This window comes from Fictibacillus enclensis (genome assembly GCF_030123385.1).
GTDB classification, from domain to species: domain Bacteria; phylum Bacillota; class Bacilli; order Bacillales; family Fictibacillaceae; genus Fictibacillus_C; species Fictibacillus_C enclensis.
In genome coordinates, this window is the sequence record NZ_CP126109.1 from 324350 (window position 1) to 340929 (window position 16580).

Genomic DNA, 16580 nt, shown 5'->3' on the forward strand with positions numbered 1-16580 from the left:
AGGAGCTGTGGCAGAGATGAATATTCAATTTAATCCGGATCGGGAATTTGATCTTATTGCGATTGGCCGTGCCTGCATCGATTTGAACGCAGTGGAGTACAACCGGCCAATGGAAGAAACGATGACATTCAAGAAGTACGTTGGGGGATCACCGGCAAACATTGCGATCGGATCTTCCAAGCTTGGACTAAAGGCCGGATTTATCGGCAAGCTTGCGGACGATCAGCATGGCCGTTTTATTGAACAATATATGCGCAGTCTTGGCGTTGACACCTCCAACATGGTGGTGGATGAGGAAGGCCATAAAACAGGGCTGGCTTTTACAGAGATTAAGAGTCCGGAAGAATGCAGCATTCTTATGTATCGTGATGATGTAGCGGACCTTTACCTGGAGCCATCAGAGGTATCCGAAGACTATATTAAAAAGGCAAAAGTGCTCTTGGTTTCCGGGACCGCCCTTGCGAAAAGCCCTTCTCGTGAAGCCGTTTTGAAAGCGGTTCAATTGGCTAGGAAAAATGATGTAAAAGTTATTTTTGAACTGGATTATCGTGGATACACATGGCAGTCTCTTGAAGAAACATCCGTTTACTATACACTGGTTGCCCAACAATCCGATGTGGTTGTAGGTACACGAGATGAATTTGATGTCATGGAAAACGTGACGGAAGGCAATAACGAAGCCACCATTAAACAATTGTTTAATTATTCTCCGGAACTGGTTGTGATCAAGCATGGTGTGGAAGGATCCTACGCTTACACCAAAAATGGTGAAACCTTCAGAGGGCAGGCGTATTTAACGAAAGTATTGAAAACATTTGGAGCAGGCGATTCTTATGCCTCAGCCTTCTTATATGCACTGATCTCAGGCAAGGGTATTGAAGCTGCACTAAAATACGGCAGTGCCTCGGCAGCGATTGTAGTGAGCAAGCACAGTTCTTCAGAAGCGATGCCAACCGTTGCTGAAATCGAACAGTTGATTGCAGAACGAACAGAAACAGCAGATCAATTACGTTAGGGGTTTGATGACATGGGGAAAGTGAGATTAACAACCGCTCAAGCGTTAATTAAATTTTTAAACCAGCAATATATCCATATTGATGGAGAGGAATTTCCCTTCATGGAAGGTGTATTTGCGATATTCGGGCATGGAAACGTGCTCGGGATCGGCCAGGCACTTGAACAGGACCCTGGGCACCTGAAGGTCATTCAAGGAAAAAATGAGCAGGGCATGGCTCTTGCCGCCATGGCTTACAGCAAACAGATGCTTCGCCAAAAAATCTATGCGGTGACAACTTCGGTTGGACCTGGTTCCGCAAACTTGGCAACAGCTGCCGCAACAGCGCTTGCCAACAATATTCCTGTGTTGCTTTTGCCGGCCGATACGTTTGCGACCCGTCAGCCGGATCCGGTATTGCAGCAGGTGGAACAGGAATACAGTGCGGCAGTGACCACGAACGATGCCTTAAAGCCGGTTTCAAGATACTGGGACCGTATTACCCGGCCGGAACAGCTAATGTCCAGCCTGCTTCGTGCCTTTGAAGTGATGACCGATCCTGGGAAATCCGGTCCTGCAACGATTTGTATTGCGCAGGATGTGGAAGGCGAAGCGTATGATTATGACGAGAAATTCTTTGAAAAGCGCGTTCACTATGTGGATCGCAAGGCACCGGTTGACCGTGAGCTTCAAGGAGCAGCACAGCTGATCAAAAACAGCAAAAAGCCTGTCATTCTCGTGGGCGGGGGAGCGAAATATTCACAAGCCAAAAATATTCTGGTCGAGCTTTCTGAAAAACACAATATCCCGCTCGTAGAAACGCAAGCAGGTAAGGCAACGGTGGAGTCCGACTTTAGAAATAATCTCGGTGGAATGGGAATTACAGGTACACTCGCGGCCAATAAAGCCGCGCGCGAATCCGATTTGATTATCGGGATCGGTACAAGATATACCGATTTCGCCACATCTTCAAAAACGGCATTCGATTTTGAAAAGAGCAAGTTTTTGAACATCAACGTCAGCCGCCTGCAGGCGTATAAACTGGATGCGTTCCAGGTAGTAGCCGATGCAAAATTGACCCTTGAACAATTGGCGCCTTTATTGGAAGGCTATGAAACGGAGTTTGGCAGGGAAATCGCCGAGCTGAAAGAGGAATGGCTGACCGAGCGAAAACGGCTGAGCGAAGTTACCTTCACCCGTGAAAATTTCGAGCCGGAAGTGAAAAACAACTTCTCTCAGGATGTATTCAATGAATATGCGGATGCCCTGAATACAGAGCTTGCCCAAACAACAGCATTATTGACCGTTAATGATACGGTTGCACCAGACAGTGTGATCATTACGTCAGCCGGATCACTTCCCGGGGATGTACAGCGGATTTGGAATCCGACCGTAGAAAATACGTATAACGTGGAATACGGCTATTCCTGCATGGGATATGAAGTATCCGGAGCGCTCGGAGCGAAATTGGCCTCTCCAAATCAGGAAGTCTATTCCCTGGTGGGTGACGGAAGCTTCCTGCTGATGCACTCAGAATTCATTACCGCCATTCAATACCACCAAAAGGTGAACATTGTTCTGTTTGATAACTCCGGATGGGGCTGCATTAATAACCTGCAAATGGAAAACGGAAGCGACAGTTTTTATACTGAATTTAGAACACATAATAATGAGATTTTAAATATTGATTATGCAAAAGTAGCCGAGGGTTACGGCGCAAAGACATACAGCGTGAACACAGTAGAAGGCCTGAAAGCTGCGTTGGAAGATGCAAAGCAACAAAACGTATCAACCTTGATTGACATCAAAGTATTGCCAAAAACCATGACCGACGGCTACGAAAGCTGGTGGAACGTCGGCGTAGCCGAAGTCTCCCACAAAGACAGCATCCAGAAAGCATTTGACGCTCGAAAGCAAAAATTGGAGCTTGCTAAGCAGTATTAATAATTAAGTTTCGGATTCTTCATTGAAAAGTTGGTTGTAGTGTAAGATGCGAGACTCCTGCAGGAAATGCGGGACAGGTGAGACTAGGTAGGCGTTAACGCCGGTCACAGGCTCACCGCCCGCCCTGCGGAAAGTGAGCAATCTGGAACGAAAACCAAACTCTTCCAAAATCAACAAAGCTTCATCCTAAAACAATCCAAAGAAAGGGGTGGAATAACATGATTACAACAACACGATTGGTTCCTATGAAAGAAATGCTGGAGACAGCGAAAAAAGAACACTACGCAGTGGGACAATTCAACATCAACAGCTTTCAATGGGCGGAAGCGATGCTCGAAGCGGCGGAAGAAGAACAGTCCCCTATTATCGTAGCCTCGTCTGACAGACTCGTCGATTATTTGGGTGGATTCAAAACCATAGCCACCATGATTAATAGAATTGTAGAGGAAAAGAACATTTCTGTACCGGTTGCGCTGCATCTGGACCACGGAAAAAGTGTGGAACGGTGTAAAGAAGCCATTGATGCCGGATACACATCCGTGATGATCGATGGTTCGCATTTTCCGATCGAGGAAAACATCGAGATGACGAAGCAGGTTACCGATTATGCCCGCAAGTATGGCGTTTCCGTGGAAGCGGAAGTCGGTACTGTGGGCGGTAACGAAGATGGACTGATCGGCGGCATCAACTATGCCGAGCCGCAGGAATGCTTAAGGCTGGTTCAGGAAACAGGCGTTGATGCGCTGGCAGCGGCGCTTGGTTCTGTTCACGGTCCTTACCAGGGAGAGCCAAAACTGGGATTTGACGAAATGCTTGAGATATCAGAGCTGACCAATGTTCCGCTTGTCTTGCATGGCGGTTCAGGCATCCCATTGCATCAAATCCATAAAGCCATTGATTTGGGCCACGCTAAAATCAATGTGAACACAGAATGTCTCCAAGCATGGACAAAGGCCGTTCGTCAGGTACTTGATAATGATAAAGAACTCTATGATGCCAAGGCCATCCTTACACCGGGGAAAGAAGCCGTGAAAGAAACGGTAAAGACCAAGATCAGGGAATTTAAGTCAGACCAGAAAGTATAAATTACTTACTTTGTTCAATCGATATAAAACACATTCTAAGCAGAAAGAAGGCATTGCTATGGGAAACCAAATTATCTCATGGGGAATCGCTCCTATTGGCTGGCGGAATGATGACATTCCTGAAATTGGTGCAGAAAACACATTGTCTCATTTGCTTAGCGATATCGTAGTGGCGGGTTTTGAGGGAACCGAAGTGGGCGGTTTTTTCCCGGAAGCTCACGTGTTGAACAAGGAACTTCAGCTTCGTAATCTAAGAATCGCTGGGCAGTGGTTCAGCAGTTATATCGTTCGTGATGGGGTGGAGGAAGTTTCAAAGGCTTTCCATAAACATTGTGAATATCTAAAGGAAGTTCATGCAACTGTTGCGATTGTATCCGAGCAAACGTACGGCATCCAGGGTACAGGGAAAAATGTTTTTACTGAGAAACCCAGCTTTACAGATAAAGAATGGAATCAGTTATGTCAGGGGCTCAATGAACTGGGTAAAATTGCAGAGCAATATGATTTGAAACTGGTGTTTCACCATCATATGGGGACCGGTGTCCAAACCCTAGCTGAAGTGAATAGGTTAATGGAAAACACGGATTCCAATTATGTGCATTTGCTTTATGATACAGGCCATATCTACGTATCTGAAGGAGATTATATGTTGCTGTTGAATAAACATATGGATCGTATTAAACATGTTCATTTTAAAGATGTCCGGCAAACGGTTAGAGATCAATGCCATCAAGTTGGAAGGTCATTCTTACAATCCTTTTTAGCAGGAATGTTTACCGTGCCAGGTGATGGTTGCATTGATTTTACAAAAGTATATAACAAGCTGCTTGAGTCCGATTATTCGGGATGGATTGTTATTGAAGCAGAGCAGGATCCCTCAATCGCACATCCGTTGGAATATGCGTTAAAAGCCCGTAAGTATATAGATAAAGAGTTGCTTCCTTTAAATATGTTATTAATTGAGCCGTAAAAAAGTCTACATATTAAATTTTTACTATTCTTACAATAGGATTAAACCTACAAAAGGGAGGTAGATTTCACGTGAGATTAAGATTTGGTGTAGTAGGAACAGGGGCTATTGGCAGAGAGCACATTAATCGAATTACCAATAGACTATCCGGTGGAAAGATTGTTGCGGTAACTGATGTGAATCAAGAATCTGCTAAACAAACGGTAGAAACTTATCAACTGGATGCTGTCATCTATCCTGATGATCAGGCACTGATTGCGGATGAGAATGTGGATGCTGTGCTTGTTACCAGTTGGGGTCCTGCCCATGAAGCAACTGTGGTAGCAGCTGTAGAGGCTGGTAAATATGTGTTTTGCGAAAAACCGCTGGCTACGACTGCTGCCGGCTGTATGCGGATTGTGAAAGCAGAAATGAAACAAGGAAAAAAACTCGTTCAAGTGGGCTTCATGCGACGGTATGATAGCGGATATATTCAATTGAAACAAGTCATTGAAAATAATGAAATCGGTGAGCCATTAATGATTCACGCAGCACATCGCAATCAGGCAGCAGGTGAAAATTACGTTACAGAAACGGCTGTACAAGATACATTGATTCACGAAATCGATGTGCTTCACTGGTTGGTAAATGATGATTATAAAACGGTTCAAGTAACATTTCCGCGTAAAACCAAAAATGCACATGAAAAGCTGCGGGACCCGCAATTATTTACTATTGAAACAAATAATGGAATCGTCATGAATGTCGAAGTGTTCGTGAATTGTAAATACGGCTATGACATCCAGTGTGAAGTTGTGGGTGAAGACGGAATTGCAAAGCTACCGGAGTTTCCAAGTGTTGTCATGCGAAAAAGTGAGCAGCTAAGCACCAACATATTAAATGATTGGAAATACCGCTTTATGGATGCTTACAATGTGGAGATACAGGACTTTATCGATTCCATCGCCAAGTCTGGTGAGCCTCAGGGACCAACGTCATGGGATGGCTATATTGCGGCGGTAACCTCTGATGCCTGTGTGAAAGCCCAGCAAACAGGAGAAAAAGAACCAATTCGTCTTCAGGAACGCCCAGCTTTTTATAGCGAGGAAATTTTGCAAAACAATTAAAGAACATTCTAATCAGGAACTAAAGTAATGAAAGCCGCCACGACTGAATTGCGCGGCTTTTTGTGTTTTAAGTGCTGAAAGAAAAGGAATGGAAATAAATAGTGCTGAAAAAGATAGATGGACAGGAGGCAATATTGATGAGCTTGATCAAAGGAAAACTTGGAATTGGAACAGCGCCGCTTGGAAATATGTTCAGGGACGTTCCGGAGGACGAAGCGAGACAAACGCTCGAAACGGCATGGGACTTGGGAATCCGTTATTTTGATACCGCTCCGTTGTATGGAGCCGGATTATCTGAATTGCGAGTGGGGGAATTTTTATCCCAACACAATCGTGATGACTATTTCCTGTCAACGAAGGTGGGCAGGGTGATTGAAGATGAAACGGAAGAAAAAGAAGGCATGTTTCAATTTGGCCGCAAAAATAAAGTCACGACCGATTACAGTGAAGATGCCATTAAGAGATCGGTCGAGCAAAGTCTAGAACGATTAAAGACGGATCGTCTGGACTTTGTGTATGTGCATGATGTTTCACCCGACTATCACGGTGATGATTGGGTCACACAGTTTGAGATTGCGCGAAAAGGGGCATTTCGTGTACTGTCCCGGCTTCGTGAAGAAGGAGTCATTAAGAAGTGGGGGCTGGGAGTCAACCGGACAGAACCGATCGAACTGGCCATGGAGCTGGAAGAAGCTCATCCGGATATCAGCCTGCAAGCAACTCATTATACGCTTTTAAACCATGATCACGCATTGCTTAAGCTCATGCCACGGGCTCTCGAGAAAGATATGAAAATTGTCGTTGGCGCGCCGTTTAACTCAGGCGTATTGGTTGGAGGAAGTCATTTCGATTATGGAGATATTCCGGAAGAAATCGCTTCAAAAGCCAACCGGATCAAACAGATCGCCGAAAAGCATGGGGTAAGCGTAAAAGCGGCTGCCCTGCAATTTTCCATGGCTCATCCTGCAGTAGCCGCTGTTATTCCAGGGTCCACCCGGCCAAAGCATATAAAGGAGGATGTAGCGGCATCCAAGGAAGACATTCCTTCTGACTTTTGGGACGAGTTAAGGGACCAAAATCTTGTTTCTCCACGTGCCCCGCTGCCGATTGATCAAAAGGTCTAATTAATCTATTAAAAAAGCTTCTCCCAATGAAGAAGGAGAAGCTTTTTCCGTTATTCTTCCACTTTTTCACCAAAGGCTTCTGGGATCATTGTAAAGCCTTCGACGACGGTATCCTCTTCTACTTCAATCATGAGATAACGTTTGCCACTGAGATGGACTTGTTTGACGTACCTTAGATCCTGCGGGCTAATTGAAATGTTGGCGACTTTTGTGTTAATTTTAATGGATTTTGAATTATACTTCGGAACAACGTTGCTTGCTTTAATTTCATAGTTTTGATCATCAATTATGTTCTTAAAGGCTGATTCTACTTTTTCCGAGCTAACGTCTTCCAGGCCGCTCATTGTGAGAACCCGCTCTACATCCTTCGTGTCCAATTTTGGCTGTTCTTCTTCTTCATTTTCTTCAATCATTCGGTGAATTTCCTCGTACACATTGGAGAGGGTGGAGGTATTCAATTGATCACTGGTTACATGTTTGATGATTTCTTCAAAAACGGCTTTGTCATCCTTTGCCGTCATCGTTTCTTCCCCGTTTAATACGTCCTCTATGAAAGAATAATCTGGTTCATGTACTTTCCCTGACGAATACAGAATATGGTTCACATCTGCTGCATTGTCGGTAAAGCAAGGGAATAGGAATCCACCCATTGGTGCGTTGAGATTGATAACGGGATCCAGCACGAAGTTGTACTTGAACTCTTTTTCTACATAGTCAAAAAGCAGTTCTTTTTTTGGTTCCTGAGTGTTATTGATACTGCAAAGAATAAAGGGATGGGAGTAAACTGTATCGTTTGCACTCTCCTCCGCATCAGCCCCACGGCGTTTGCTTGGCTTGAAGTATTCTCCGCGAATAAACGTAATAACAATATCTTTCTCATATTGCCGGTTTAACAGCATTTTGCCTACGATTTGCAGCATGCGCTCTTTCCAGTCTTCCACCTCACTGCTGAGCAAGCCTTGATGCAAGATGAGCTGACTGCTGTTTTCGGCATTCCGCTGAAATTTTAGTTCAAAGAGCTTCTCATCAAGGTTGCCGCCGAGTAATTTCTTGAAGTTAATTAAAAACAGCTCTTGCTGGTCCGGATCCAGCATTTCAAACGGCTGATTCTGATGATGATAAATTTCACTTGTTTCCTTCATAATATAAACATTAAAAATGTTGGAGATCTTGAGAGAATGATTATCTTTTTTAAATTGTTTCCGAATCTGAGCAATATCTTTTTTGTTCATAAATAAAAAACACTCCTAAGCTGCCCTGATTTTCAATTGGAAGGCAGACAGGGCTGTCTCCCTTGCGTTCGAATCAGCATTAATTTTAACATAAATTGCTACAGACGAAGGAAAGTGTGGAGGGGATTTTCTCCCGATGGTGACTGATTATTTTGTGATACGATAGGATGAATAACTATTATTACTATAATAAGTGCGGTGATGAAAGAATGGAAGATAACAATAGGGACTACTCGACCAATGCCGGTTGTCCTGTAACCAATACATTGGAAATCATCGGAGGACGATGGAAAGGGGTTATTCTCTATTATTTAACCTCAGGACCGAAACGCTTTAACGAACTGCGGCGACTGGTCCCCAAAATTACAACACGGATGCTCACGCTTCAGCTTCGTGAACTGGAGAAGCATGGCGTCGTCCATCGGGAATTTTATGAACAGATTCCGCCAAAAGTGGAGTATTCACTGACGGAGTTCGGATTAACCTTAAATCCAATTATCTTTGCTTTACGTGATTGGGGAGAGCGTTATCAGGATGAAGTCAGAAGTGTTTCTAAAAAGAACAAGCACCAGACTGCTGAAGAAAGTACAAATAAATAAACGCAAGCATGAACTCCCTGCCAACCGTGCGGGGATTTTTTGGTGGAGAAGTAGGTATAAAAAAGGGTTCTATATCACAAAAATGTGCGTACTTGTTTGGAGTGTATTTATGAATTAATATTGTCACTTATAGAGGGAATTATTGAAAGGAAAGGGTGGATCGATATGATCGCTGTACAGGAAAAAAAGAAAGAAATCATAGAGGCATTTCAATTTCGACATGCCACCAAAGCGTTTGATCCAACGAAGAAAATTTCAGAGGAAGATTTTCAATTTATTTTAGAAACAGGCAGACTATCTCCAAGTTCAGTAGGTTATGAGCCGTGGAAGTTCCTGGTGGTTCAAAATCAAGAGCTCCGTGAGAAAATCAGAGCGGTCAGTTTTGGAGCGCAAGGACAGCTGCCAACGGCAAGCCACTTCGTCATTCTTCTAGCACGAAAAAACGCACGGTATGATTCAGCGTATGTCCAGCAACTGCTTAGAGATGTGAAGGAAATACCAGAAGAGACCCTTGCACAAATGAACGAGGCATATAGAAGTTTTCAGGAAAATGATTTAAATTTGTTTGAAAGTGAGCGGGCGCTATTTGACTGGGCGAGTAAACAAACCTACATTGCCCTTGGAAATATGATGACATCTGCTGCTCAAATTGGCATCGATTCTTGTCCAATAGAAGGGTTTAATCTAGAAAAGGTGACCAAAATTCTTGAGAACGAAGGCTTGCTGGAAGATGGTGCATTTGGTGTATCAGTCATGGCGGCATTTGGCTACCGTGCCCAAGAACCTAATCGTGCTAAGATCAGGCAGAGTGCCGAGTCGGTTACTAAATGGATCTATTAATCCGATATCTTTTGAAAGGAGCTGTCCTGAAAGTCAAAAATTGACCTTTAGGCAGCTCCTTTTTGCGTAAAAAGCTTCCAGGAAAGTTGATTGTAGTGGAAGGCGAGCGGCCTGGAACGAAAATCAACCGTTTCCAGACTTTTTGGATAGCCCCTTTTTCTTTTACTTAGTTGTTTTTGTATCGCCAGGCGATATAATTACTCGTCAAAAAAACATTTTATTTAACGAAATGATATAATTGAATAGGTAGATGTCTTTTTAAAAAAGTGCTTCAGTTTTGCGTATCGCTGGGCGATATAACAAGCGATAAGCAAACTTACATAATAACCGACATTTCAAATAGAAAAGGAGGCCCGATATGCGACGCGATATACAACCGAATGAACGTGCTTTCTCCTCCAAGGAAGTCGCGGAAACAGTGGGGATAGCGACTCCCACTGTGCGAAAGTATGGACAAGTCCTGGAGAGGAACGGATACGAGTTTCTAAAGGACGGCGAACGCCGAATCTTTGTTCAATCTGATATCGAAGCGCTTGTAGCGCTGCGCGATACGCCCAACTCCCTGGACGATACAGCCAAAGAGCTTGTGGAGTTGCAGAAAGAAAGATTAAAAGAATCCAATCAAACTGAACTTGCAATAAGCGATACATATGAAACATTACCCCACGATCCCAATCAACTAAAAGAAGCCTTAATGATTGTATTCAAGGAACTCGCAGCCACCCGTGAAATGAATGTTCAACTGACCAACGATATGTCCCAGCTCAAAACAACCATTTCCCGACTCCAGCAGGACCACCATATTATCAGTTCCACTATTGGAAATGCAGCACAAAAAACGAACGCTAAAATCCAAAAATTAACCGAACAGCAAACGAATCATTATGAATCATTGCTGCAGCAGGAAAAACAAAAAACTGAACAATTAAAACAAGAGATACAATCAATGAGGGACGAACAAAAAAGAGAATGGAATTCCCAAACCGATTTTAATCAACGGTTGGAAGAAGCGCTGCAACAGCGTAAAGGAAAATGGGGGAAGCTGTTTTCTCTATTCGGAAAGTAAGGGTTCTAGGCATATTACCTATTTCCCGAGAAATATCTACAAATTGTGAGTAAATGTCGGCACATATAGACTCCTTTCGAGGAGAACAGAGAAATTTATGCTTCTCATTACGAGAAGCTTTTTCACATCTAGGAAATAATAGTTGATATTTGTAATTTTTAACAGTACCATTATATTATCCTTAAATCTTAACGTTTATGGGAGAGTAGAAGAAATTGACTAAAGAAGACTTGAAAAAAGAAATAAAAACCGTGCGTCAATCGCTATACTTGATTGCTAAAAAAAGTGAAGTTTATTCAAGCAATGAGTTAGTTGAAAAAAGCCAGGAATTAGATAAATTGATTTTTATGTATCAAACGCGTTAATGATGTCTGCCTCCTCAGGGGTGGCTTATTTTTTTTGAGAAGGCATAATAAGATGCCTAGTTGACAGGGGATAAGTAAAAACATTTATTCACAGGATCTACCAATAACTGATGCGGTTTTGGTTCCAGCTGTTCATCAATCGATTTAGGAATGGTTAATTCACCTTTTTTATACACCTTTGCAGGCTTAGCAAACTCTGTTTCCAAGACTGAATCAGGACTAATAATAATTTCGTTCTCATTTAATCCAATTAACACATGATCTTCTACATCGATATTAAATTCCTCTCGCCACGCGATTGGTAATAATATAACTCGTCGTTTATTAGGAATGTAATATTTTTCTGTCTCAATGATCAATGCAGGTCCCCTCCAAGATGTTCGTGTATATGAAATACTACCTTTTATGTATTCATATAAAACTGATAAAAAGGATACAATTTACATAAATGTTTTATATACCTAAAGAACCAAACTTTGTCTATTTTACAGAATTATATCTTTTTTTTCAATTGACTATTTCGCGTATATGAGTTTTAAATAGGAAAATGGCCGCTTGTTTGATTTTATTAGATCAATTAGAAAGAGCATAAATAGCTAAAAACACAACATTTATCATATAAAAACATTAAGTTTAGAAGTCGATAAGTAAAGGGTAACATTCCGTATATTTGTAATCGGGTTAGGGGTGGAGTTATGGACAACAAGATTATTGATTTATCAAGAGCCATGATGGAAAGGGATTTATCTGATCTTGAATGGCAGCAGCTTGTAGTGGAAGCTATGAGATCAGAAGTAACCAAAGAACAATTTAGTCAGTTTTTGGATAGGAAAAGAGCTTTAAAAGGAAAACCTTTGGGGAAGTGAACGTGAAGAAATAAGAAAATTGAAAAGCAATGTAAAGAAGACCCAAAAAGGGTCTTTTTTTGTGAAATCAAATCAAGCGACGGTTACTTATAGATTTTTTTTGTTGTCCTTTGCTTCTGCTACTCGCTTAACCCAATGGAGTTTGTTATCCCAATTTGCGGCTAGATTTGCCATCCACTCTGCCGTATCGGATAGTTGACTGGGGCATACGCTATAACGCATTTCCCTACCCATGCGGTCACCGGCTACAAGTCCGGCTTTATTAAGAACGTTCAAGTGTTTGACTACCGCTTGTCGGGAGACGGTTACTGTAGACGACAATATTGTGGCGGTGGCCTGGCCCCTTTCCGCAATGAGGTTAAGCAGTTCCCTGCGGGTTGGATCTGCCATGGCATTCAACACAATTTCGAAATGCTCATCTGTAGACAGCATCTTATTGCTCCGCACGTTTTCGCAAAACTTCCAGCTGATATACCCATCCTTCAACATTTCCATCAAAGAATTTACGCTGTTCTTCCTGAGCCACGTTAAGGCTGGAAAAGCCACTTTCAATGACACTTAGCATGGTTCCGCTATCCTTTTCAGTCAACATGAACTCAACTAAGGTTGAATTTCCTTCCTGAGGTTCTTTGCCTGGAAATGAACTTGCCCATCGGCAGGCGAGATAATTTGGCGGATCCACTTGTTCTATGATTACTGGAAACTTCCCGTACTTGGTATCAGCCACCACACGTGATCCATCTACCTGCACCTTGTCGGGACCTGGTGCGTCACCAACCCACCATGCAGGTTCGTTAACAATTTCCCAGACGGTTTGGATCGAGGCGTTTATGAAAATATTTCGTTCAATTCGGTCGTTTGCCATTTTGGGACCTCCTAGAGGATAATGTTTCGTGCAACTGTATGGTAGCACATATTTTTTTGAAGTGCAACCTGTAGGTTGCTCGTTAGCCGAATAAATAACCCCTTAGATCAGTTAACTGACTCTAAGGGACTTTCGTTCTGATCTACCTTTGTAGAGGAATGTTTACCCACTGCCAACAGGAAAATCATGCCGATAATACAAGCCGTGCCCATCCATTGGAAAAATCCAAAGGGTTCTTTTAGCCAAAAGACCGTTGTGAGAACAGCCGCTAGCGGTTCAATGCTCCCCAGCAGACTGGATTCCTTGGGAGAAAGGCTTTGCAGACTTTCAATGTAAAACCAAAAGGCAATCATCGTTCCGAAGATAATCACGAAAACCAAATTTAAAAAGGTTTCAAAAGTGAAGGAGTCTATCTCCATTTGCCAGGGCGGGTGGATGAAACTTAATGTAAGGCCGCCAATAATCATGGCCCAGCCAACGATCACGAGTGAATCATATTGCTTCAGCAAGGGGACAGCATATAACGTATAAAAGGCCAGCGATACTCCGGATAAAATACCCCAGACGATGGCTGGTAGCGGCACGGAAAGTTGCGACATCGAGCCATTGGTTAATAAGAAAAAGCACCCAACCAACGCCAGTGAAACGGTAACCATATCTTTTCTTGTGAAAATTGTTTGTTTACGAAGAAGTAAAAAAATAATAATCATGACCGGTGCCAAGTATTGCAGCAGAGTGGCGACCGCCGCATTTCCATATTGGATGGAAGCCATGTATGTATATTGAACCGCCAACATACCGAGCAGCCCAAAGACAAGTAAGGAAAGGGCAGTCTTTTTGTTTTTCCAAACGCTCAAAATTTGTGAACGGTCCTTTCCAACATATTGAATCATTAATAGCAAAAAACCGGATAGAAGTAATCGGGTTGTTACCAGCCAGTTTACAACAATTCCTTGTTGAAACAGTTTTTTTGCCACTGTGCCGCCGATTCCCCAAAATATCGCGCCGGTGATCACGAGGAGTAATCCTGTTTTTCTTGTGGGTGCATTCATGATTGATTCTCCACCTTCAACTATTATAATAGTGCTATAATAACTGGAAATTGAGCTTAATAATACGCAGATTGAACGGAAAAATATAAGGATATTGAGGTGGCATTTATGCAGATCAAAAATTTTAAGATTGACCAAAACTTAAAAGAATTAACTCCTCATCGGACAGTTGTTCTGCCCATTGCGTGCTACAAAACCACGATTAACCAAAATATCCATGGCTATATTCCGCTTCACTGGCATGATGAAATTCAGTTTGTTTTGATGGTAAAAGGGGAAGCCGTCTTTCAGGTAAATGAAGAAAAAAGGTTGGTTAAAGAAGGCGACGGATTATTTATTAATAGCGGGTGCCTGCACAAGGCGGAGGAAGTAAATCAACCTGGCAGTGTGTATATTTGTCTAAACGTTTCTCCTCATTTTGTGTTATCACAAGAATTGTATACGACTTATGTCTATCCCTATGTACAAGCAACGAATTTACCCTGCATCTACTTGGATCACCATGAAACATGGGCGAAGAATAGTTTAGAGGCCATCACACAGATCCACCAATTAATTCAACAAAAACCCTCGTTTTATCAAATCACGATTACAACGCAACTGATTTCCCTCTGGCAAAACTTAATACTCAATGGATTTCACCTGGAACATGAACAAACGGAAGTGGTAAAAAGTCAGAGGATGAAAAGAATGCTGAACTGGATTCATGAACATTATGGAGAGAAGGTGAAGCTGGACAATATCGCCAAAGCGGGCCAATTGAGCCGTTCAGAATGCTGCCGTTATTTCAAAAAGATATTAAAGAAATCACCTATGAATTACGTGACAGAGTATCGTATCCAACAAAGCCTGATTCTCCTGGAGCAGCAGGAGTCGAATGTGACTGAAGTGGCCTATCAGGTTGGATTTAACAGTACCAGCTATTTCATTGATACTTTTCGAAAGTCTATGAAAATGACACCGTTAACTTATAAAAGAAAAGCTACAAAAACTCCAAGCTGCTAAAGATCACCTGCTGTAGAAGGTAACCGGCTCCCAGGCCGATCAGCACTCCGGGAAAAGCTTGGTCGATCATTAATCCATTACCTGCGCCAATAATGACACATCCATACATAATCAGATCACTCTGTTTCATCGAAAAACCTCCAAACGTATCTTCGTATTGCTACCAGTATATAAAATGACGTAACGTCAACTTCAAGTCCTGGGGAATGAAAATTTGAAGTCTATGGAAATCAGGCCTTTATGAGTATTTACTTCGAAATTGACAGAGATAAAATTGTAAGTAACCATTAACTGAATCAGCATCGGTTTAATTCATCCATAAGGAGCTTGTTAAAATGGTAATTACATTGTCCATTTTAGTTGTTGTATTAGCGGTGCTTTGCATTTTTCTTTATAAACGGCAAAAGGATGCAAAGGCTCTTCATCAAAAACAATTGAAAAAGATAAAAAGAGAAAAAATTACGGAAATTGAAGAAATGCAGCTTCAGACGGCAGCTACTCTAGAGATCACGGAGGAAAAGCTGCTGCAGGAGAAAAACAGGGAATTGGCCAAAGCGGCAGAAGAGCAAGTAGCCCTAAGGCAATTGTTCGAAGAAAAACTGCTGCAAAAAAACAACTATATCAATCATTTGCTCCGGTATAAACGGGATAAAGGGGAAATCCTCACACATACGTTTCTCGGCATGGTGAAAGAAGAATTTATGGAGAAGGGCATGCTGGATTACGATGATATGATCATCATGGGAAATGTGTTTATACCGCATGCCACAAATGTAACAGTGGAAGGCTTCAACTCCCATCAAATTGACCATTTAATTTTAATGAGAACAGGCATCTTTATGATCGAGACCAAATACTGGGCAGGGGATGTTCTGCATGGCATTTCCAAAAGAAAGGCCAAGGAGTTTTCCTTTATATTGGATAAATTGTTTGGAGATATAAAAGACACGGATGAACGAACCATTGTCGTAAAAGGGATGAGTGATACTGACTCTGCTTCTGAAAAAGAGAACACCCTAAAGATTACACGATACGGGGATGGAAATCCGGATCAGCAAGTGAAAAAGACGGCAGGGAGCCTCTATCACTTTTTAAACCATGAAAACTTACCTTGCCTGTGGGTACAGGGTATTCTGTATTTCGGCTATCCGCAGGATCAAAACAATCAATTAACCAGTTTTGTAACGAATACAGGGGATAGAAATCCTCCATTTATCAGCTCGCAGGAAGAGTTAAAGGGATATTTGGAACAGCAGGCAAATAAAGAGCCGATCTATAGCAAAAGTGATTTAAAGGCTATGAAAGAACTGCTATTGAGGATAAATGAAATTTCGTAATAAAAAAAGCCTAACAAAATGTTACAGGATTATGTATTATTTCAATGCTATTTCAAAATCATATGGTATACTGTTAATATCCTGTGAAGATTACACGATTTATTACTTGTAAAAAGCCCCGCTCGGAATT

19 protein-coding genes are annotated in these 16580 nt (G+C 42.2%); 13 read left to right on the top strand and 6 right to left on the bottom strand.

What is annotated here, in order from left to right:
- Positions 1 to 16 precede the first annotated feature (16 nt).
- The 6 genes from iolC (at position 17) to QNH15_RS01830 (ending at position 7223) form a co-directional block, all read left to right on the top strand.
- Positions 17 to 1015 carry a 5-dehydro-2-deoxygluconokinase gene (iolC, locus tag QNH15_RS01805; RefSeq protein WP_283892122.1) on the top strand — a complete coding sequence of 333 codons (999 nt, stop codon included), beginning with the start codon at positions 17 to 19 and terminating at the stop codon, positions 1013 to 1015.
- A 12-nt stretch (positions 1016 to 1027) separates the two neighbouring features.
- Positions 1028 to 2938 (top strand): 3D-(3,5/4)-trihydroxycyclohexane-1,2-dione acylhydrolase (decyclizing), encoded by a 1911-nt coding sequence (iolD, locus tag QNH15_RS01810; RefSeq protein WP_283892124.1) that lies wholly within the window; start codon positions 1028 to 1030, stop codon positions 2936 to 2938.
- Positions 2939 to 3156: 218 nt separating this feature from the next.
- Positions 3157 to 4023, top strand: a complete 867-nt coding sequence (fba, locus tag QNH15_RS01815; protein ID WP_283892125.1) for a class II fructose-1,6-bisphosphate aldolase — start codon at positions 3157 to 3159, stop codon at positions 4021 to 4023.
- A 58-nt stretch (positions 4024 to 4081) separates the two neighbouring features.
- Positions 4082 to 4993: a myo-inosose-2 dehydratase gene (iolE, locus tag QNH15_RS01820; protein ID WP_283892127.1), complete on the top strand. Its 912-nt coding sequence runs from the start codon at positions 4082 to 4084 to the stop codon at positions 4991 to 4993.
- A gap of 71 nt (positions 4994 to 5064) precedes the next feature.
- Entirely contained in the window at positions 5065 to 6099 is a 1035-nt protein-coding gene (gene iolG / locus QNH15_RS01825) for a bifunctional inositol 2-dehydrogenase/D-chiro-inositol 1-dehydrogenase (protein WP_283892129.1), read from the top strand.
- Positions 6100 to 6233: 134 nt separating this feature from the next.
- A complete protein-coding gene (locus QNH15_RS01830; protein ID WP_283892131.1) occupies positions 6234 to 7223 on the top strand; it encodes an aldo/keto reductase in 990 nt (329 codons plus the stop codon).
- Between the two features lie 50 nt (positions 7224 to 7273).
- On the opposite strand, the gene QNH15_RS01835 is transcribed toward QNH15_RS01830, so the two are convergent.
- On the bottom strand, positions 7274 to 8455 hold the full coding sequence (locus tag QNH15_RS01835) for a DUF4317 domain-containing protein (protein WP_283892133.1): 1182 nt from the start codon (positions 8453 to 8455) through the stop codon (positions 7274 to 7276).
- Between the two features lie 209 nt (positions 8456 to 8664).
- Here QNH15_RS01835 and QNH15_RS01840 point away from each other — a divergent pair, with 209 nt between their 5' ends.
- The 4 genes from QNH15_RS01840 to QNH15_RS01855 all read left to right on the top strand — a co-directional run bounded on the left by QNH15_RS01840 (position 8665) and on the right by QNH15_RS01855 (position 11325).
- Positions 8665 to 9054, top strand: coding sequence for a winged helix-turn-helix transcriptional regulator (locus QNH15_RS01840; protein WP_283892135.1), 390 nt, complete (start codon positions 8665 to 8667; stop codon positions 9052 to 9054).
- A 165-nt stretch (positions 9055 to 9219) separates the two neighbouring features.
- Positions 9220 to 9894: an NAD(P)H-dependent oxidoreductase gene (locus QNH15_RS01845; protein WP_283892137.1), complete on the top strand. Its 675-nt coding sequence runs from the start codon at positions 9220 to 9222 to the stop codon at positions 9892 to 9894.
- 358 nt (positions 9895 to 10252) lie between these two features.
- A complete protein-coding gene (locus QNH15_RS01850) occupies positions 10253 to 10960 on the top strand; it encodes a hypothetical protein (protein WP_061975538.1) in 708 nt (235 codons plus the stop codon).
- Positions 10961 to 11175: 215 nt separating this feature from the next.
- Entirely contained in the window at positions 11176 to 11325 is a 150-nt protein-coding gene (locus QNH15_RS01855) for an aspartyl-phosphate phosphatase Spo0E family protein (protein WP_283892138.1), read from the top strand.
- A 56-nt stretch (positions 11326 to 11381) separates the two neighbouring features.
- On the opposite strand, the gene QNH15_RS01860 is transcribed toward QNH15_RS01855, so the two are convergent.
- Positions 11382 to 11684: a hypothetical protein gene (locus QNH15_RS01860; RefSeq protein WP_283892139.1), complete on the bottom strand. Its 303-nt coding sequence runs from the start codon at positions 11682 to 11684 to the stop codon at positions 11382 to 11384.
- A gap of 336 nt (positions 11685 to 12020) precedes the next feature.
- On the opposite strand from QNH15_RS01860, the gene QNH15_RS01865 reads away from it, so the two are divergent.
- Positions 12021 to 12191: an anti-repressor SinI family protein gene (locus QNH15_RS01865; RefSeq protein WP_283892141.1), complete on the top strand. Its 171-nt coding sequence runs from the start codon at positions 12021 to 12023 to the stop codon at positions 12189 to 12191.
- An 87-nt stretch (positions 12192 to 12278) separates the two neighbouring features.
- On the opposite strand, the gene QNH15_RS01870 is transcribed toward QNH15_RS01865, so the two are convergent.
- The 3 genes from QNH15_RS01870 to QNH15_RS01880 form a co-directional block, all read right to left on the bottom strand.
- On the bottom strand, positions 12279 to 12623 hold the full coding sequence (locus QNH15_RS01870; protein ID WP_283892143.1) for an ArsR/SmtB family transcription factor: 345 nt from the start codon (positions 12621 to 12623) through the stop codon (positions 12279 to 12281).
- Between the two features lies 1 nt (position 12624).
- Positions 12625 to 13056: an SRPBCC domain-containing protein gene (locus tag QNH15_RS01875; RefSeq protein WP_283892145.1), complete on the bottom strand. Its 432-nt coding sequence runs from the start codon at positions 13054 to 13056 to the stop codon at positions 12625 to 12627.
- Between the two features lie 107 nt (positions 13057 to 13163).
- Positions 13164 to 14108, bottom strand: coding sequence for an EamA family transporter (locus tag QNH15_RS01880; RefSeq protein ID WP_283892147.1), 945 nt, complete (start codon positions 14106 to 14108; stop codon positions 13164 to 13166).
- A 108-nt stretch (positions 14109 to 14216) separates the two neighbouring features.
- On the opposite strand from QNH15_RS01880, the gene QNH15_RS01885 reads away from it, so the two are divergent.
- Entirely contained in the window at positions 14217 to 15113 is an 897-nt protein-coding gene (locus QNH15_RS01885; RefSeq protein ID WP_283892149.1) for an AraC family transcriptional regulator, read from the top strand.
- Here QNH15_RS01885 and QNH15_RS01890 read toward each other — a convergent pair.
- A complete protein-coding gene (locus QNH15_RS01890) occupies positions 15091 to 15243 on the bottom strand; it encodes a hypothetical protein (RefSeq protein WP_283892151.1) in 153 nt (50 codons plus the stop codon). The genes QNH15_RS01885 and QNH15_RS01890 overlap by 23 nt on opposite strands.
- 205 nt (positions 15244 to 15448) lie before the next feature.
- Between QNH15_RS01890 and QNH15_RS01895 the strand changes: the two genes are divergently transcribed.
- Complete coding sequence (locus tag QNH15_RS01895) at positions 15449 to 16450, top strand: nuclease-related domain-containing protein (RefSeq protein ID WP_283892152.1); 1002 nt, start codon at positions 15449 to 15451, stop codon at positions 16448 to 16450.
- Positions 16451 to 16580 lie beyond the last annotated feature (130 nt).